This is a genomic window from Thermosipho sp. 1244, assembly GCF_018588215.1.
GTDB lineage: Bacteria > Thermotogota > Thermotogae > Thermotogales > Fervidobacteriaceae > Thermosipho > Thermosipho affectus.
On sequence record NZ_LNGA01000030.1, the window covers coordinates 1 to 16,809 of the forward strand.

Sequence of the window (16,809 nt, forward strand, 5' to 3'; positions counted from 1 at the left end):
TACTTCACCTGTTTCTAATACAATAAATGTTTGGATAAATCCCTCTTTTTTTAACGCATTTCTTGCATTTCTAATTCCCCATGCAAGTTGTTTTTTCCCTAAATCACTTGTCGCATTCATCAAATATGGGGTAAGTGACCCCCCCGTTGCATACTTGTAAATTGGATTGATGATGTTTTCTAGTTCTGCATGTACGTCTTTGGAGATCGAGGTAAGTATGAGTTCGTTTATAGTACTTGCACTTTTTGAAACGTTTTTGAAGGCAAGATATGATGAAATTGAAACACTTGTCACTGTAGCAATTATTGCTACCAATACCAAGGATAGTATGAGCTTAAATTGTAGTTTCATTTAACCACCTCCGAAAGTATGTATTCTCTTACATTTTCAAAATCTTCTCCAAAATATCTATCACCATTCATTTCGACATTAATATTTGAAAGAAAATCTTCAATCATTTTAGAGGACTTTAATGGACGCCTAAATTCCAAAGCAACCCTAACTAACATTGTCTCAATTGATATTAAATCTACTACATTCGTATAAATTTTTCTTAACTTCCTTGCAGAAGTTGCTCCCATACTTACATGATCTTCTTGGTATGCAGATGTTGGAATCGTATCACACGATGCAGGATGAGATAAAACTTTATTTTCATTACATATTGCAGCAGCCGCATATTGCCAAATCATATAACCAGAGTTAAGTCCCTCTTTTCCAGATGCAAGAAATGCGGGTAACCCCCTATTAACTAGTGGGTTTACCAATCTATCAATTCTTCTTTCGATCATATTACCTAAATCAGTTAACGCTATAGATAAATAATCACAAACTAATGCAACTGGTTCACCATGGAAATTTCCACCACTAATTATTTCTTCATCAAATATTAACGGATTATCCGTGGCCGCATTAATTTCATTTTCAGCAACTTTTTTGGCAAATTCAAGAGTATCATACACTGCACCATAAACCTGAGGAATAGCTCTAAGTGTGTATGCATCTTGGACATTAGAACATTTGATATGTGATTCTCTTAATTTACTCTCATTAAGATATTTTCTCAGTAATTCAGCAATATAAATTTGGCCTTTATGATTTCTTACCCTTTGCAATCTATCATCAAACGCAACTGGTGTCCCAAGTAAAACATCTGTTGATGCTGCTGCAATTAAAGTTGCAATTTCTATTAATCTAAACATATCTCTGACGACAAGTGAAAGTATCGATGTCATAAATTGTGTACCATTTAATAAACTTAAACCTTCTTTTTCTTTTAAAGTCAATGGTGTTATATTTTTTTCTTTCAATATTTCTCTTGTTTTAACTTTCTTGCCATTCTTTAAAACATATCCTTCACCAATTAGTGCCATTGAAATATGTGATAATGGTGCCAAATCACCACTTGCACCAACACTCCCTTTCTCTGGCACATATGGTACAACATCTTTATTCAAAAACTCTATTAATTTTTCTATTACCGACACTCTTACCCCTGAAAAACCTTTTGCTAATGAATTAGCTCTCAACAACATCATCGCACGAACGATATCATAGTCTAGTGGTTCACCGATACCTGCTGAATGAGATAACACAATATTTTTTTGTAAATCCTCTAATTCTTCTTTTGAAATCCTTACATTAACCAATGCACCAAAACCTGTATTCACACCATAAACTGGTTTGTTTTTTCCTAAAATTTCTTCAACTTTTTTTCTAGAAAGTTCAACATTTTTTTTGGCCTTATCATCAAGTAAAACTTGTTCATATTTTCTCGATACTTTATGAACATCCTCAATGGTTAAACTATTTCCGTTAATATATATCAAAAAAATCCCCCCTCTAATATTATCTATGACAAATATATCACAATAAAAATTTTAATCAAATACCGATTCTTATCTTTTTTATAAATCAGATACAGATATCTTATTTATTTCATCATTTTCTAAATATCTTGCAATAACATAAAGTAAATCTGAAATCCTATTAATATACGCCAATAACTGTAATCTTACATTTTCGACTTTTGACAGTCTAACAATGTATCTTTCGCCTCTCCTTGCAATTGTTCTACAAACATCAAGTAATGCACTTTCTTTTTTAGCACCCGGTATTACAAAAGAGCTTATATTTAATTTCTTTTCGTAATTTTCTACATATTTTGTTACTCTATCAACATCTCTTTTGTCAATAAGCTCAATAAATTTTTCACCTTTTGCTAATTCAGTAGCTATTCTAAACAAATCCTTTTGAATTTCTTCAATTATAATTTTTTCATTCACATCCAAACCAATTTTTGCCAATCCAAGAAATGATACCAGCTCATCTATCGTTCCATATGCTTCTACTCTGATATTATCTTTGTCTACTCTCTCACCATTTGCCAAAAATGTCTTTCCATCATCACCCATTTTTGTACTTATCATTATTTATCCCCTCCTAAAATTACTCTTTTAAAAAATTCTAATTCTTTGATAATAATATCTATATCTACATCCTGCATTAAAAATGATTTTAAAATAGATAAAGGTATTAATTCCAAAACATTATTTACATTCTTTAAACTATTAAAAAAACACTTTTTTTGTATATCAATACTAATATTCATATTTAATTTCTCCACTTCATTCCAAAAGCTCTGAAAAAGAGCATAATCACTCTTAAATTTTATCTTATAAATTAAAGTATTATCTGAGTTAATTATGTAGCCTAACTTTTCTACAATTCTCAACAATCTAGAAAAAATTATTAAATCAAGGTATTTTTCCGCATTCTTTACAGAAAATACGTTAGGATGCTCTATTAAAAAATCCATATTTAAATTTATAATAATTTCATCTTTTTCAAAAGAATTTTCTATTTTTAATACCTCTCTTTCACAGTTTACTTTCTTTTTAAATAATTCTTTTGAAACGAAATTTCTAATCTTAAATAATTCGAAATTTTCATCATTAAATTCAATGGAAATATCAATACTTAAATCTTTTTCGTTACATTCATATATATTAAAATTTATATTATTAAACTCTTCACTGCCAATATAAATACACTCACTTAAATTCCAGTCAAAATAGCTGTTACAAACAATATATCGTTTTTCAACTATAATTGGTACTAGATAATCAAAAACTTCCTTTATCGAAAAGAAAGAATCAATGTATAAAATCACACCTAATCCCCCTTAAAAATTTTTTTTAGTTCTTTAATATCATCCTTAAAATCCTCTTTATTTTCGCAATTTTCAATTATATTTTTCAAGATTTTTAATGCTTTAACCGTCTTTTTTAACTTTCTTTCAGGCTCCCTTTCAAAACGTTTTAAGTAAAAAAAGAAATAGTAAATAATAAACAGAGAAACTGGGACAAATACAAAATACAACATTATATGATGTGCTGGATAAGCAGAATAAACCAAAAAATTCAAGTCTTTTTTTTCAACTATTTTAAATAAAACTTTTCTTCCGTTATAATAAGTAATATTACCTTTAACATCAGGAAATATTTCATTAAAACTTACAGAAAAATTGTTACTATTAACTATCTTTTTATCATTAGTAAAAAATACAAAATAAGATGTTATTTTAGGAATTGTGTAAAAAGCATTATCTTTTACATAAATAAGATTTGAAGTTTCACCAAACTTTACAATTGAAATCCCCTCTGAAAGATTTTCCACTTTAAAAACCTTCCCCATATAGTATATTTTATTTCTTTCTACTACATAACCTTCTGGTTGTTTGTTTGAAATTATATTTGCAATCAAATTTTCATAATTTTCATAATCAAAATCAGCAATTTTTTCATACTCATTTAGTTGAAATTTTGAGTAAGACAAATCCATTTTAAACATTAAATAAGGCAAAACCATAAAAAAAATAACAAAAAAAATAACGGGTAACTTCCTCATCCTATCATTCCTTTACTTTTGCCATTATTAAAAGATCAACATAATTTCCATCTAAATTCACAGCTTTTTTCTTTCTACCTTCGATTTTATATCCAAGTTTAATATAAAGATTAATTGCAATTAAATTACTCTCCATTACTTCCAATTGAATTCTTTTTACTCCATTCTTAAAAACCCACTCTTCTGCAATCTGAATGAGCTTTTTACCAATACCCATTCCTCTAAATTCCCGTAAAACAGATATTCCATATTCAGCAACATGTCTCATACGTTTTCTCTCATGAATCATTATATCAATTTCACCTATAATTTTGTTTTCCAACTTAGCGATAAAAATCTTCCTTAACTCATTTTCAATGTAGAATTCTACATATTTCTTAAAAGATTTAAAATCCATCAATTCTTCTAGAGAAGTTACTAAAAATTTTGTTTCGCTTAAAATACTTTTTCTAAATTCATATAACTCATTAATTTCGTTAAAAAAAATTTCCTTAAAAACAAAATCAAAATTCAACGTTAAACTCCTCCAATATTTTGTTATTGAGATCTATAACCTTTATATTTAAATCATCATTAAGTTCCAACAAAACGAAATGATATTCTTTATAAAACGATACAAGATATTCATTATCAATCACTTTTCCATAAAGTGATGCACCAGCACCTCCGGTAATAATATAATGAGTATTATTAACATAAAAATGTTGATAATTATGTTCATGACCAGAAATAACAATTTTAATCTTTTTATCAGCAATAATTTTATCTAATTTCGATAAATCCAATCTATCTTTCCAATGTGGTCCAACTGTATAAATTGGATAATGCAAAAAAACTATGCTTCTCTCATTTCCATAATTTTCTAAAAATTCTAAATAACCTTTCGTATACGGATCCAAAAAAATAAGTCTATATTTCTTAAAATCTGCATAATAATTGTACAATCCAAAATACTTTTTATAATAAACATCGGGATTCTCGTGATTACCTTTTACTAATTGGAAATAAGAATTTTTTCTCAAGTTTTTTGTTATTTTAAAAAAAGTATTCCACTCCTCTTTCCTATCCCCTCTATTTACCATATCCCCCAAATGAACTACGACAGTTGGATTATAAGAAGAAATCAACTCTACAATTTTTATATGAACTTTATTTCCAAAACGTGAATCACCGTATACAGCTACCAAATTTGTTGTGTTAGGAAAAAACTCTCCATCACACAACTTACACATAGCATTTTCTTCATACAAATAATAAAAAACATTAGAGAATAAAAACATTGGAACAAAAATAAATAAAAATACCATCTTTTTTAACATTAATCTGCACTTCCAGAATTTTTTCTAATTTCAACAATATCAAAATCTATATCCATTTTCAAACTATCTAACATTTTTAAAATGTCCTCTTTAAAATAATCGGTTGTAATAATTCTTAAAATTTCACCTTCATATTTTCTTATATTAACCATATTATCTTGCGCTTCTAAAATGTAACTCAAATAATGTACATCATTCTTATCAATCTTCAATAAAATATCAATCTCCATATTTATCCTCCTTTTTAGTCATAAATGGACATTTACTTATTATCTTATTATTCTTTAAAAACTCATCAAAATGCTTTAAAAACAATGGCTTTTCCTGCGGGCACTCATTCATAAACTTTGCAAATAAAACAAACTTTTCAGCGACTTCATCCCCAAAATCAAAATATATCTTAAAACATGCTTCTTGTGCTTTTAAAGGTTCTATTTTCAAGAATTCTATCAAAAATTTTCTAAATGCTTGAATGTTTTTATTTTCCTTCAAAGCTATGTTTTTACCTTCCTCAGTTAAAGTTATAGCTCCTCTTTTTTCATAATAAATCAAACCTTTTTTTGCCAATGAATTTAAAGTCTGCTTTGCAGAAGGCATTTTAACTCCTGCATAATCCGATACTTTTTTTAATCTTGTCCAGCCCATTGAGTTTAAAGTAAGATATACAATTAAAAGATATTTTCTTTCTGCTTTAGTTAAATCACGGTGACTTGACAAAAAAATCCCTCCACATAAGTTTATTCTAATTGTATTTTAACACATCATTCCAATTCAAGATACTTTTGAAGAAGTTTAAGTGTTGCTTCAATTGCATCGACATGAGTTCTTTCATAGCCATGTGACGCATAAATTCCAGGACCAATTAATCCATGTTTTACGTTATATCCCGCACGCACTGCAGCACTTGCATCAGAACTATAATACGGATATATATCAACAGTAAAATTTACCTTTGATAGTTCAGCAGCTCTTATCAATTTACTAACTACATCATAATCGTATGGTCCACTTGAATCTTTGGCACAAACTGAAACTGAATAGACATCTGAATCTAAATCATCTCCCACTGCTCCCATATCTACAGCAATAACTTCTGTTACGTCATCTGGAATTCCAGAAGATGCTCCATGACCAACTTCCTCATAACTTGTAAACATAATATAGATCTTTCTTTTTGGTTCTATAGTAAAATCTCTTATTACCTTTGCCAAAGTTAGCAAAATACCTGCTCCTGCTTTATCATCTAAAAATCTACTTTTTAAAAATCCAGTTCTTGTCAAAACAGTTCTTGGCTCAAATGCTATATAATCACCTGGCCTTATTCCAAGGTTTTCCACATCTTCCTTGCTATAAACTTTCTGATCTAAAACAACTTCCACGTTATTTTCATTTCTTTCAATAGTTCCAGTATCATTATAAACGTGGACTGAAGGATGTATGTTATAAATTGTACCGGTATATGCTTTGTTATCTCTTGTGAAAACTATACAATTTTCATTTTCAATATGCGAAAAAGGATATCCACCAATTCTTGTTAACTTTAATCTACCATTTGGTTTTATTGATCTAACCATAGCACCAAGTGTATCAACGTGTGCCATAAGTAATATTGCATTGCTATCCCCATGGCCTAAATCTACAATTAAGCTTTTTTTATTAGTATATTCATATCTAAAACCTAATTTTCTAACTTCATTAATCAAATAATTCATTATCCTATTTGTAAAACCAGTAGGACTTGGAATCTCACACAAATCAATAATTTTACCGATTGCTTCTTGAACATACGACATTTATATCCCTCCCAATTTATAATTTTCCAAAATTTTCTTCAAATAATCTTGCGTATAAAAAGAACTAAATTCCATAAATTCAATAGAATTTTTATCGGAAAAAGTTAGGTAAAAAACCTTATTTGAAATTTTTTTTGTCTTATTTAAACTATTTAAATTAATTAATTCAAAATAACTCAATTCTTTGTTATTAACCATATAATAAGGCACATCTAAAATCTTAAAATCACCTTTGAATGTTATACCTAAATCCACTTCGCCTTTCTCAATTAACTTCATACATTCCCCAATCGTTGAAACTTCAACGTATTCAATCTTATGATTATACTCTTTTGAAAAATCTTCTAAAATTTTTGGAATAATTCCTGCAAAAGTATCTTGATATTTTTGACAAACAACTGGGATCCTTACAACAGCCACCTTCAATTTTGAATGAATTTTAAAAGAGAGTAAGTAAACAAACGTAGTCAACAAAGCTCCAAGCATTGCTTCGGTAATTGCCACATCTGGTGCTAAATATACAACGTAAATTGCAACCATCAAAACACTCAGTACCGTTCTATATAAAAAAGAATTAAATACTTTTTTAGAAAAAAACACAAAAATAGTTACCAAAACCGCAAAAAAAGATAAAACATACTGCATCATTATCTTTTATCCTTTCTAACAAGAGAAATTGAAATAAAATAGGTTACTGCAGGCATTCCTATTAACATAATTAAAAGTGCAACTAAAATCTTTTCAATTTGAAAACCGCGTATTAATAAACCTATTAATATTAAAATCCCTCCACCAGTATCTCCCGCGCTCAAATAGTGTAGTTTTTTAAACATGTTTTTATTAAACAATGCAAAAATATTCCCAATTAACATCAAAAAAGCACCAAAAATTATTATCATCAATCACTCCTTGAAAGAAATGAAGTAATAGCAAATGCTCCACCTATTGAAATCAAAACATAAAAAATTGCAACATCTACTATTATTGGCAAATCACTATAATATGAATAAACCAACAACAAAATTGATATCTTAGTAGAAATAGAAAGAAGAGGAATCAATTTTTCATAAACATTCTTAAAATATCCAATCCCAATTATCGAAATAAATAATGAAATCAATATTAACAATATTGCTACCATCTCAATCACCTAATTTATGAATATAAAGGAATCTGTCATCGTGATCAAAAGCTATTGTCTTTGGTGTTAATGTTATATACAATATCTTTACCAACATCTCAAAATCATCTTTATATTCCTCAAATTCGATTTTTTCATTTTTAATAAAGAAAACCAAAATTGATTCATACAAAGTTTTGGGAATATACTTTAAAAGTAAAAACATCAATTTAGAAAAATTAAAAACATTTTGCTTGAAAATTTCATATACTATTATTGAAACAAAAAGATTTAGAAAAAAATATTCTTTCCCTGAAAATACACTCAAGAACAAAGTACCTAAAATAATATTAATTAAATGTACCATTCTTCTTTTAATGGCCTCCTCATTAAATCCAACATAGATAGCCTTGGATTTTTATTTGCGTATAGTATTTTAAACACTTCACTAGAAATAGGCATATCTATACCTCTTTGTAAAGAAAGCTCAACAACAGCTTTCACAGTATACATACCCTCTGCAACCATTTTGGTATTTTTCATTATTTCTTCAAGTGTTTGACCTTTTGCTATTAACTCTCCCAAAAGTCTATTTCTACTATGTCTACTATTACATGTAACCATCAAATCTCCTACGCCTGAAAGTCCAAAAAAAGTTTTTTCCTGTGCCCCAAAGATTTTTCCAAATTTTATCATTTCATATAAAGCACGTGTCATTAGTGCCGCTTTTGAATTATCCCACCCGCCTAATCCATCTAAAACTCCTGCGGCAATTGCCATAACATTCTTCAAAGCACCAGAAATTTCTATTCCAACCACATCATCAGAGGTATACACTCTAAAATAATCATTACTGAACAATATTTGTAATTCTTCAATATTTTCACCGGCGATTGTTACAGCTGTAGGTATATTTTCGGCTACTTCTTCAGCATGTGATGGTCCTGAAAGAACGGTATAGGGTATACTAACAAAATCTCTTATAATTTCCGAAACTCGTTTTAAAGTCTTTATCTCTAAACCCTTTGATAAGTTAACGATTCCTTTAACATTATCCCAATGCTTAATCTTACTTAAATTTTCCCTTATAAATTGCACAGGTATAGCTATAACAAGATAATCCGAAAAATCCACAACTTCTTGTATGTTATCTGAAGCATTAAATTTTGGCCTAATCCCATTTAAATAACTTATCTTTTTTAAAACATTTATTTCAAATACTACTTCCTTTCTTCTAGCCCAAACCAATACATCTTGTCCATTATCAACCAACAAATTTGCAAAAGCACATCCCCAACTTCCTGCACCAATTACTCCAAATTTCACTCGAGCACCTCCATAATCTTTTTTACGGACCACTTTACAGCAGGTGTTCTATATGGGTTTGATTCACTATCTAATTTTAATACCCAATTCATCTCATCCTTAGGGTATAAAACTAAAAAGTAATGTTGCGTAAATTCATCATCAGAAGATATAATTTTAAATATATAAGCATCTCCATTTACTTCCTTATAAACATTTTTAATCACAAAAATCTTATCATCTTCCTTAAAAACTTGCCCCTTTAACTCCAATACCTTTTGTTCAGTTATTTTTCCCACAGCATGTGGCATATCATCCTCACTCCTCAACAAACGTGTTATCTTCCCCTTTTTTATTTTCCAAACCTTTAATCTAAAAATATCTCTATTAAATCTTATCCATTTTTTCTCATATCTGGTTAAAAATTCACGTTTAGGGTTTTTTTCGATATCATTTACTTTAAAGTATCCGCTCTCCTTTGCATTTTCGTATGCTTCAATTGCGTACCACTCTTGATCAGTAACAAGTTCAAATTCTCCATTGTATTTTAAAACTACTGACAATACATTGAAAAAATCCTTAATTATTATTCTTCTATGTGCCTGTGAATTTTTATACCAAGGAACAGGAAAATTCATTATCAACTTCTCAATAGAATCGTCACTGAAAAATTCTCTCACACCAAACCTTGCATCACAGAGAATTAATTTTGCATTTTTTATACCATTTCGTTTTAATTTTCTTTGTGCTTTCACCATAGATGTAATTGAAAGCTCAAATCCAACATAATTAACATTCTTATTCTTACTAGTATAGTAAGCCGCATATTCCCCATTCCCAAAACCAAGTTCCACATGAATTGGACCAGAATTTCCAAAAATTTCATCCCAATTTAAAGGAAACTTATTTAAAAATTGAGGTTTCAACTCAAAATCTGGATATATCATCTGAGACCTCCTACTCTTTCAATAAAATACTTTGCATGCTTGCTATAAGTACTATTTGGAAATCTTTCTATAAAATCTTTAAATAACAAGTAAGATTTTTCAAAATCACCTATCTGATAATAATTTAAAGCTCTATAATAATATGTATCATCTAAGAAATAAATATTCTTCACATTCAAAGAAACAGCTTTATCTATTACGAATTCCAAAATATTAATCGACATTAAATAATTTTTCTGTCTATAATATTCATACCCCATTAACCATAAAAAACGTAAGGTTTCAATATTTTTTGGATTTAACCTTTCAAATAGTTCAACACTTTTTGTTTCTTTATCTTTGGAATTTTCAAGTACTTTTAAGTTTTCTTCGACTTCAGAAAGTCTTAAAAGCAGATTTTTAGAACTTTCCTGTTGTAATGTTTTTATTTCCTCCAAGATTTTAGAGACTGTTTCATTTGAGGAAATAATCTCATTTTTTACTTCATTACTTGATTCTAAAATTTTTGTATTCAATTTTTCAAAATTAACTTCAATTTCTGAATTTATTTTATCTAAAGAATTTTTTAATGAAAATATAGTCGGATTAAATAATGAGATAACTGTAAAAATCAATATAATAATCAAAGTTCCCATAATAAATATGTTAATATTTTGCGGTTTTTTTTCTTGGAGTTCTAAATCTAAATTTGGTTCAAAATTTAATAAAATACCTTTCAAATATCTTATAAGCTCTTTATCATTATTTCTAATTGCTTTTTCTAATTCAAGTCTTATCACTTGAACGACTTCTGGATACTCACTTTTTATTGAATTATAATCTATATTTTTATCAAGTTCATTATAAATTTTTTCTACTGCATTTTCTAAATCACCAATTTGTATCTTTCCCGTTTCAAGTGCAATGCCATAAAAAAACTTCTCTTCATAACTCAAACTTTCAAATATCTTTCTTGCATTTTCTAAATCACCTGAAAGAACAGCATATTCAAATTTTAAAAATGGATATTCTCTTTCAACTATTTGTATTATACTTTCCGCTAACTGGTATTTCCCATCTTTCATAACTTTTCTAATAAATCTTACAAGATTGTCATTCACTTTATCACCTCCGTAATAGCTTTTGGTAAATAATCAAGAATTTCACTAACAAAATTACGCCCCTCGTATTCATACATTTCAGCAGCAAGTCCCATTGTATAAATTCCTGTAAGTACTCCATTTAATACCTCATGGTTCTGTGCAACAAATCCTGCTATAACTCCACTTAATATATCTCCACTTCCACCTTTTGATAAAGAGGAATTTCCCGTTAAATTGAAATAAATACTTTCTCCATCCGAAATTATAGTCGTAACATCTTTTAAAGCAATTACTAAATTATATCTTTCTGCAGCTTCTTTAACTAGTTTATAATTATACTTTACTTCAGATATTTTCATTTCCATAAATTTTGCAAATTCACCTGGATGAGGTGTTATTACAACTTTTTCTTTAAATAAAATTTCATCTTTAAATCTTGAAAGATAGTATATACCATCTGCATCAACTATCATCGGTACATTTACATTTTCAAAAACTTTTTTTACAAATTCACCTATTTCTTCTTTTCTTCCCAATCCAGGTCCAATTACAACAACTGTATTTGAATCGAGCACCTTTTCTATCTCATACAAACTATTTTCAGTAAAATCTATTGTAATAGGAATAATTCCAGGCTCATAATTTACTGCATTAACTACAACTTTATTATTACCTGCAATATACACCCTTCCAACACCAGCCCTTAAAGCCCCTAACGCAGATAATAAAGGCGCACCTATATAATTTTCAGAACCACCAATAACAATAACTTTTCCATAAGTCGATTTATTACTCTCCTTTAATCTTTTTGGAACCTCAAAATAACTTTTCGTTAAAAGTAACTTATCACATGGATAAATAGTCCCCAAAATCTTCGGTATACCAATCTTAACTACTTTTAACTTCCCAGTAAGTGCTCTTCCAGGAAATAAAAAATGGCCAACTTTTGGGTATTCAAAAGTAACTGTTAAATCTGCCTTAATTGCCGTCCCCAAAACTCTTGCAGTATCAGCTGAAACACCTGTTGGTATATCAACTGAAACCGTAAATTTTGAATATAAATTTATATAATCAATAATTTCTGCGTAAATTCCTTCCACTATTCTTGATAATCCAGTACCAAAAATAGCATCTATTACCACATCACTGTTTCCCAATAATTTAGGCACTTCCAAAATATTCTCCTTTGAAATTTTTATTACCTCTCCACCAAACGATTTATAAACTTCAAAATTCTTTTTTGCCTCTTCTGTAACAAAATCATCTATAAAAACTACTTTTACTGCTTCTGTATAATTTAACAGTTCTCTTGCAATTACAAGACCATCTCCTCCATTATTTCCAGGTCCACAAAACACTAAATAACTGTATTTTGATAATTTTTCCAATTCATTCCATAAAACTTCTACTGTTGACACTCCAGCTCTTTCCATTAAAATCAAACTATCTATTCCAAAATCGTTTATAGCCTTTTTTTCTAATTCCTTCATTTCTTCAGATGACACTATTCTCAAATCAATCACCTCGATATAAAAATTTATAAATATAATATGCAGTATAGACTTTCTTTAAGTATCTTTTACCAGCACTTTCTTTAACCTCTTTTGATGCATGTGGGCCTGTATTATAACCAATTAAAGCATCCGCTAAATTACCGTTAAGTTCATACAGATACTCAAGATATTTTATTCCCAATTGTATATTATCCTTTGGAACATAAAGATTGTAATTTTTATCAAACTTTTTATTAATCCACTCAGAAGTTTGTGGCATTACCTGCATTAAACCATAGGCACCAAGTGGGGAAACAGCATCTTTTATAAAACTACTCTCAACTTTTATAATGCTTAATATCAAGAGCTTATCAAAAATTGTTTCTGGAAAATATTCAGTATATTTATACGGAAAATTTTGAAATAACCAAAACAAAAAAAATAAACAAATTACCGAAACAAAAAACATAAATATTCTCAAATTAAACACCTCAAAAATATTTTAACATAAAAAAATACAATAAATATCCAGAAATTGAAATAAATGGTCCAAATGGTATTATTTTTTTCTTTCTAATCAATGAAAATAACAAACCCAAAACAGACGAAAGGAGTAAATGATAAATTGAAAATGGTAGACTTAACAAAAATGAAAAAGGGGCAATTAAGTAAATATCGCCTTCTCCTAATTCATCTTTATAAAATTTCTTCAAAAGTAAAAATATACTCAACATTAAAGTTAGGGAAACTATTCTTAAATACCAAAAATACTGATTTCTAATTAAATCCAAAATTGCTGAAATCCATAACAAAACCCAAGTAAAATCTGGTATCATCATAATTTTCATATCAACATAAACCACTACAACAACTGAAAAAATCATTATATCTAAAATTAAACTTTCAAATCTTGTGAAAAATACACTATGTACTAAAAACATAATACCTGTAAAAAGCTCAACAAAGAAGTACCTAAAAGGTATTTTAACTCCACAATTCCTACACCTTCCACCCAATAAAATATAACTTAAAAGTGGTATGTTATCATACCACTTAATTTCCACTTTGCAATAAGGGCAAAAAGAACGTGGAGGATTGTTAACCTTTAATCCCTCCACGCTTCTATACAATATTACATTTAAAAAGCTTCCGAATATCACTCCAAAAACAAAATTTACGAAATACCACACAATTGTTTCTCCTTATTGGTTAAATATTTATCAAAAATTTCCTTTTTACCAAACAAGTACCAAAAATCATTTTGTTTTAGCTCCTCATAAAATTTCTTGGCTTTTTCAGTTTTACCTAATTTTATATATGGAACTATCAATAAAGCTTTGAGATGTAATGATTCAATAGATTCATCTATCATTGGTTCAATAGCTTTTACAATTTCTTCGTACTTTCCATATTTCATTTTTATTTTAGCCCAAATTTCCATTCCATTTGGATCGCTTGGCTTGGAATTTAAAATTTCCTGCTCTACAATTTCTGCTTCCTTTTCTTTTCCAATCTCTCTGTATATTTGTGAAAGTTCATACATTGCGATTACATTATCATTATCAATTTCAATTAATCTATTTAAAATTTCAATTGCCTTCTCATAATTTTTTGATCTAGTATATGCATCTGCAATCATAAAATAAGTAAAAATATCATTTGGTGAATATTCTATTTCTTTCAACCAATAACCAATCGCCTTATCATATTCCCCTTTATTGTAATACACTTCACCAAGAGTAGAATATGCCTGAACAAGCCAAGGATCAACTTCAATAGCTCTATTTAAAAATTTTATTCCCTCATCAAAATTCCCCTGTTCAATTAATATAGTTCCCAAAAATTCGTATGCAGGAGCAAAATTCTTATCAACCTTAAGTGCAAATTCTAAAATATTTTTCGCATCACCAAGTAAATCTTTATCAGCATACTCTATTGCAAGTTCATATAATCCATCAACCGTACCATGCTCAAACTTATCAGGATGTATATTTTTTTTATTTAAAAATGCAATAATCTCTGACCAAATAATTGGACCATAAAATGCTTCACCTAAAATAGTAATATTTTTTTCAATAAATTCCAAATCTTCAATTTCATTTACAAATTCGGTAAAATCCTTCTTCATGTTATACCAGTCTCCACCATAAAACAAATCTCTCAACATTATAAAGAAAGGAGTCTCATCTGTTAAAATTAATGTTTTATCTTTTACCATCATTTCTACCTTCATAATTATCACCTCCAAAAATCTTGTTACTTTCTATTTACATTATAACACAACATGTAAAATTCGAAAACTATATTTTAGAACTAAAAAAGTTACAAATTAGTCAAATAAGATGGTAATTGAAGATAATTCCTAATAATCTCAGGAGGTGAAAAACATGAAAAAAAGTTTAGTTGTAGTATTCTTTGTCACTTTGTCAATTTTAACATTGGGATTTGTAAACCAAAATTACGAAAGTCCTATTACAAATGTCGTAGAAGCGGCAGCTCCAGCCGTTGTTAAAATCGAAGCAACGGTTTACTCAACTTCGTATATTGATCCATTTATAGAAGATTTCTTTAAAAGATGGTTTGGAGATATACCAAAACAATATCAACAAAAAGGTACAAGTTTAGGTTCAGGATTTATTTTTGATAAAGAAGGATACATTTTAACAAACTTTCATGTTGTAGACGGTGCTGAAGATATAAAGGTAACTCTATTGGATGGTACAGAGTTTAAAGCAGAATATATTGGTGGAGATAGAGAATTAGATATTGCCATACTTAAAATAACTCCAAAAAACAAAGAAATTCCAACTTTGGAATTTGGTAATTCCGATAAATTAAAAATTGGTGAATGGGCAATAGCAATTGGTAATCCTCTTGGATTCCAACACACTGTAACAGTAGGTGTTATTTCAGCAACAGGTAGGAAAATCCCCAAACCAGATAATAGCGGATACTACACAAATCTTATCCAAACTGATGCTGCGATTAACCCTGGAAATAGCGGAGGTCCATTACTAAATATTCACGGTCAAGTTATAGGAATTAATACCGCTATAATAGCCCCTTCTGAAGCAATGAATATTGGATTTGCAATACCGATTAACACTGCAAAGAGATTCATTGAAAGTATAATAAAAACTGGAAAGGCAGAAAAAGCATATTTAGGTGTATACATGCAAACTGTTACAAATGAACTTGCAAAGGCTCTTGGACTTAAAGTAAATAAAGGGGTATATATTTCACAAGTTATCGAAAATTCTCCAGCAGAAAAAGCAGGATTAAAAGAAGGAGATGTTATCACTGAAGTTGAAAATCTGTCTGTAACTACCGCTAGTGAACTTGCTTCAATTATCCATAATTATACACCAGGTTCAAAGATAAAAATAAAAATAAACAGAAAAGGAAAAGAAATTGAACTTGAAGTAGTCCTTGGAAAATCTGAAAATAAAAAAGAGACCATTGAAACGAAAGAATTCATAGGAATAACAGTTAAAGAAATTGCAAATTCCGATAGAGAAGAATACCAAATACCAGAAAAAATTAAAGGAGTATTGGTTATAAACAGCAAAAACAATTTTATAAAAGAAGGAACAATAATATACAAAATTGCAATAAACGGAAAAGTTTATAATATTAAGAATTTAAGCGATTGGAATGAAACAATTTCAAAGGTTAAAAAAGGTGACTATGTGGCTTTATTCTACTTTTATAGAGGTGCTACTGGTGTCTTTTCATTTGGTTACTGAAATCCTGGCTAAAAAGCCAGGATTTTTTTTTATTATCAAAAATCTTCGTAATTCTTTTTATTCCTTGACATTTCATAACAAAAAATGATAGAATT

21 protein-coding genes and 1 pseudogene are annotated in these 16,809 nt (G+C 28.8%); 1 reads left to right on the forward strand and 21 read right to left on the reverse strand.

Going from position 1 to position 16,809, the window contains the following annotated elements; translation table 11 throughout:
* From AS157_RS06880 to AS157_RS06980, 21 genes and pseudogenes are all read right to left on the reverse strand, one after another.
* A pseudogene (locus AS157_RS06880) lies at nucleotides 1-351 on the reverse strand (methyl-accepting chemotaxis protein); the annotation flags it as partial.
* The gene (gene hutH, locus AS157_RS06885) at nucleotides 348-1,829 is read right to left on the reverse strand and encodes a histidine ammonia-lyase (protein ID WP_077288536.1); all 1,482 of its coding nucleotides are present in this window, start codon (nucleotides 1,827-1,829) and stop codon (nucleotides 348-350) included. The pseudogene AS157_RS06880 and the gene hutH, both read right to left, overlap by 4 nt.
* 78 nt (nucleotides 1,830-1,907) lie before the next feature.
* Nucleotides 1,908-2,429 carry a cob(I)yrinic acid a,c-diamide adenosyltransferase gene (locus AS157_RS06890; RefSeq protein ID WP_077288537.1) on the reverse strand — a complete coding sequence of 174 codons (522 nt, stop codon included), beginning with the start codon at nucleotides 2,427-2,429 and terminating at the stop codon, nucleotides 1,908-1,910.
* A complete protein-coding gene (locus AS157_RS06895; RefSeq protein WP_077288538.1) occupies nucleotides 2,429-3,172 on the reverse strand; it encodes a hypothetical protein in 744 nt (247 codons plus the stop codon). Before AS157_RS06895 ends, AS157_RS06890 begins: the two co-directional genes overlap by 1 nt.
* Nucleotides 3,173-3,174: 2 nt before the next feature.
* A complete protein-coding gene (locus AS157_RS06900) occupies nucleotides 3,175-3,909 on the reverse strand; it encodes a hypothetical protein (RefSeq protein WP_077288539.1) in 735 nt (244 codons plus the stop codon).
* Between the two features lie 4 nt (nucleotides 3,910-3,913).
* Complete coding sequence (locus AS157_RS06905) at nucleotides 3,914-4,423, reverse strand: GNAT family N-acetyltransferase (protein ID WP_077288540.1); 510 nt, start codon at nucleotides 4,421-4,423, stop codon at nucleotides 3,914-3,916.
* The gene (locus AS157_RS06910) at nucleotides 4,413-5,228 is read right to left on the reverse strand and encodes a metallophosphoesterase family protein (RefSeq protein WP_143611728.1); all 816 of its coding nucleotides are present in this window, start codon (nucleotides 5,226-5,228) and stop codon (nucleotides 4,413-4,415) included. Before AS157_RS06910 ends, AS157_RS06905 begins: the two co-directional genes overlap by 11 nt.
* A complete protein-coding gene (locus tag AS157_RS06915; RefSeq protein ID WP_077288541.1) occupies nucleotides 5,228-5,458 on the reverse strand; it encodes a DUF4911 domain-containing protein in 231 nt (76 codons plus the stop codon). Before AS157_RS06915 ends, AS157_RS06910 begins: the two co-directional genes overlap by 1 nt.
* Entirely contained in the window at nucleotides 5,448-5,945 is a 498-nt protein-coding gene (locus AS157_RS06920) for a metal-dependent transcriptional regulator (protein WP_077288542.1), read from the reverse strand. Before AS157_RS06920 ends, AS157_RS06915 begins: the two co-directional genes overlap by 11 nt.
* A 44-nt stretch (nucleotides 5,946-5,989) precedes the next feature.
* Nucleotides 5,990-7,021: a M42 family metallopeptidase gene (locus tag AS157_RS06925; RefSeq protein ID WP_077288543.1), complete on the reverse strand. Its 1,032-nt coding sequence runs from the start codon at nucleotides 7,019-7,021 to the stop codon at nucleotides 5,990-5,992.
* Nucleotides 7,022-7,669, reverse strand: a complete 648-nt coding sequence (locus AS157_RS06930) for a Na(+)/H(+) antiporter subunit B (RefSeq protein ID WP_077288544.1) — start codon at nucleotides 7,667-7,669, stop codon at nucleotides 7,022-7,024.
* On the reverse strand, nucleotides 7,669-7,920 hold the full coding sequence (locus tag AS157_RS06935) for a monovalent cation/H(+) antiporter subunit G (RefSeq protein ID WP_197023122.1): 252 nt from the start codon (nucleotides 7,918-7,920) through the stop codon (nucleotides 7,669-7,671). Before AS157_RS06935 ends, AS157_RS06930 begins: the two co-directional genes overlap by 1 nt.
* The gene (locus AS157_RS06940; protein ID WP_075665108.1) at nucleotides 7,920-8,162 is read right to left on the reverse strand and encodes a hypothetical protein; all 243 of its coding nucleotides are present in this window, start codon (nucleotides 8,160-8,162) and stop codon (nucleotides 7,920-7,922) included. The genes AS157_RS06935 and AS157_RS06940 overlap by 1 nt, the downstream gene beginning before the upstream one ends.
* Before the next feature lies 1 nt (nucleotide 8,163).
* Nucleotides 8,164-8,508, reverse strand: a complete 345-nt coding sequence (locus AS157_RS06945; RefSeq protein ID WP_077288546.1) for a hypothetical protein — start codon at nucleotides 8,506-8,508, stop codon at nucleotides 8,164-8,166.
* A complete protein-coding gene (locus tag AS157_RS06950; RefSeq protein ID WP_077288547.1) occupies nucleotides 8,496-9,467 on the reverse strand; it encodes an NAD(P)H-dependent glycerol-3-phosphate dehydrogenase in 972 nt (323 codons plus the stop codon). Before AS157_RS06950 ends, AS157_RS06945 begins: the two co-directional genes overlap by 13 nt.
* Nucleotides 9,464-10,393: a tRNA (guanosine(46)-N7)-methyltransferase TrmB gene (gene trmB / locus AS157_RS06955; protein ID WP_077288548.1), complete on the reverse strand. Its 930-nt coding sequence runs from the start codon at nucleotides 10,391-10,393 to the stop codon at nucleotides 9,464-9,466. Before trmB ends, AS157_RS06950 begins: the two co-directional genes overlap by 4 nt.
* On the reverse strand, nucleotides 10,390-11,493 hold the full coding sequence (locus AS157_RS09735; RefSeq protein WP_077288549.1) for a tetratricopeptide repeat protein: 1,104 nt from the start codon (nucleotides 11,491-11,493) through the stop codon (nucleotides 10,390-10,392). The genes trmB and AS157_RS09735 overlap by 4 nt, the downstream gene beginning before the upstream one ends.
* Nucleotides 11,490-12,980 (reverse strand): NAD(P)H-hydrate dehydratase, encoded by a 1,491-nt coding sequence (locus AS157_RS06965; RefSeq protein WP_231450255.1) that lies wholly within the window; start codon nucleotides 12,978-12,980, stop codon nucleotides 11,490-11,492. The genes AS157_RS09735 and AS157_RS06965 overlap by 4 nt, the downstream gene beginning before the upstream one ends.
* A gap of 10 nt (nucleotides 12,981-12,990) precedes the next feature.
* Complete coding sequence (locus AS157_RS06970) at nucleotides 12,991-13,458, reverse strand: lytic transglycosylase domain-containing protein (protein ID WP_231450245.1); 468 nt, start codon at nucleotides 13,456-13,458, stop codon at nucleotides 12,991-12,993.
* A gap of 1 nt (nucleotide 13,459) precedes the next feature.
* Nucleotides 13,460-14,158, reverse strand: a complete 699-nt coding sequence (locus tag AS157_RS09740) for a prepilin peptidase (protein WP_077288552.1) — start codon at nucleotides 14,156-14,158, stop codon at nucleotides 13,460-13,462.
* A complete protein-coding gene (locus AS157_RS06980; RefSeq protein WP_077288553.1) occupies nucleotides 14,143-15,201 on the reverse strand; it encodes a tetratricopeptide repeat protein in 1,059 nt (352 codons plus the stop codon). The genes AS157_RS09740 and AS157_RS06980 overlap by 16 nt, the downstream gene beginning before the upstream one ends.
* A gap of 154 nt (nucleotides 15,202-15,355) precedes the next feature.
* On the opposite strand from AS157_RS06980, the gene AS157_RS06985 reads away from it, so the two are divergent.
* Entirely contained in the window at nucleotides 15,356-16,714 is a 1,359-nt protein-coding gene (locus tag AS157_RS06985; RefSeq protein WP_077288554.1) for a Do family serine endopeptidase, read from the forward strand.
* The last annotated feature ends 95 nt before the right edge of the window (nucleotides 16,715-16,809 follow it).

Excerpts from the sequence above, each read along its gene's own strand:
- AS157_RS06890 (WP_077288537.1), bottom strand. The coding sequence starts at position 2,429 with ATGATAAGTACAAAAATGGGTGATGATGGAAAGACATTTTTGGCAAAT.
- AS157_RS06900 (WP_077288539.1), bottom strand. The coding sequence starts at position 3,909 with ATGAGGAAGTTACCCGTTATTTTTTTTGTTATTTTTTTTATGGTTTTG.
- AS157_RS06910 (WP_143611728.1), bottom strand. The coding sequence starts at position 5,228 with ATGTTAAAAAAGATGGTATTTTTATTTATTTTTGTTCCAATGTTTTTA.
- AS157_RS06915 (WP_077288541.1), bottom strand. The coding sequence starts at position 5,458 with ATGGAGATTGATATTTTATTGAAGATTGATAAGAATGATGTACATTAT.
- AS157_RS06925 (WP_077288543.1), bottom strand. The coding sequence starts at position 7,021 with ATGTCGTATGTTCAAGAAGCAATCGGTAAAATTATTGATTTGTGTGAG.
- AS157_RS06930 (WP_077288544.1), bottom strand. The coding sequence starts at position 7,669 with ATGATGCAGTATGTTTTATCTTTTTTTGCGGTTTTGGTAACTATTTTT.
- AS157_RS06935 (WP_197023122.1), bottom strand. The coding sequence starts at position 7,920 with ATGATAATAATTTTTGGTGCTTTTTTGATGTTAATTGGGAATATTTTT.
- AS157_RS06940 (WP_075665108.1), bottom strand. The coding sequence starts at position 8,162 with ATGGTAGCAATATTGTTAATATTGATTTCATTATTTATTTCGATAATT.
- AS157_RS06945 (WP_077288546.1), bottom strand. The coding sequence starts at position 8,508 with ATGGTACATTTAATTAATATTATTTTAGGTACTTTGTTCTTGAGTGTA.
- trmB (WP_077288548.1), bottom strand. The coding sequence starts at position 10,393 with ATGATATATCCAGATTTTGAGTTGAAACCTCAATTTTTAAATAAGTTT.
- AS157_RS06980 (WP_077288553.1), bottom strand. The coding sequence starts at position 15,201 with ATGAAGGTAGAAATGATGGTAAAAGATAAAACATTAATTTTAACAGAT.
- AS157_RS06985 (WP_077288554.1), top strand. The coding sequence starts at position 15,356 with ATGAAAAAAAGTTTAGTTGTAGTATTCTTTGTCACTTTGTCAATTTTA.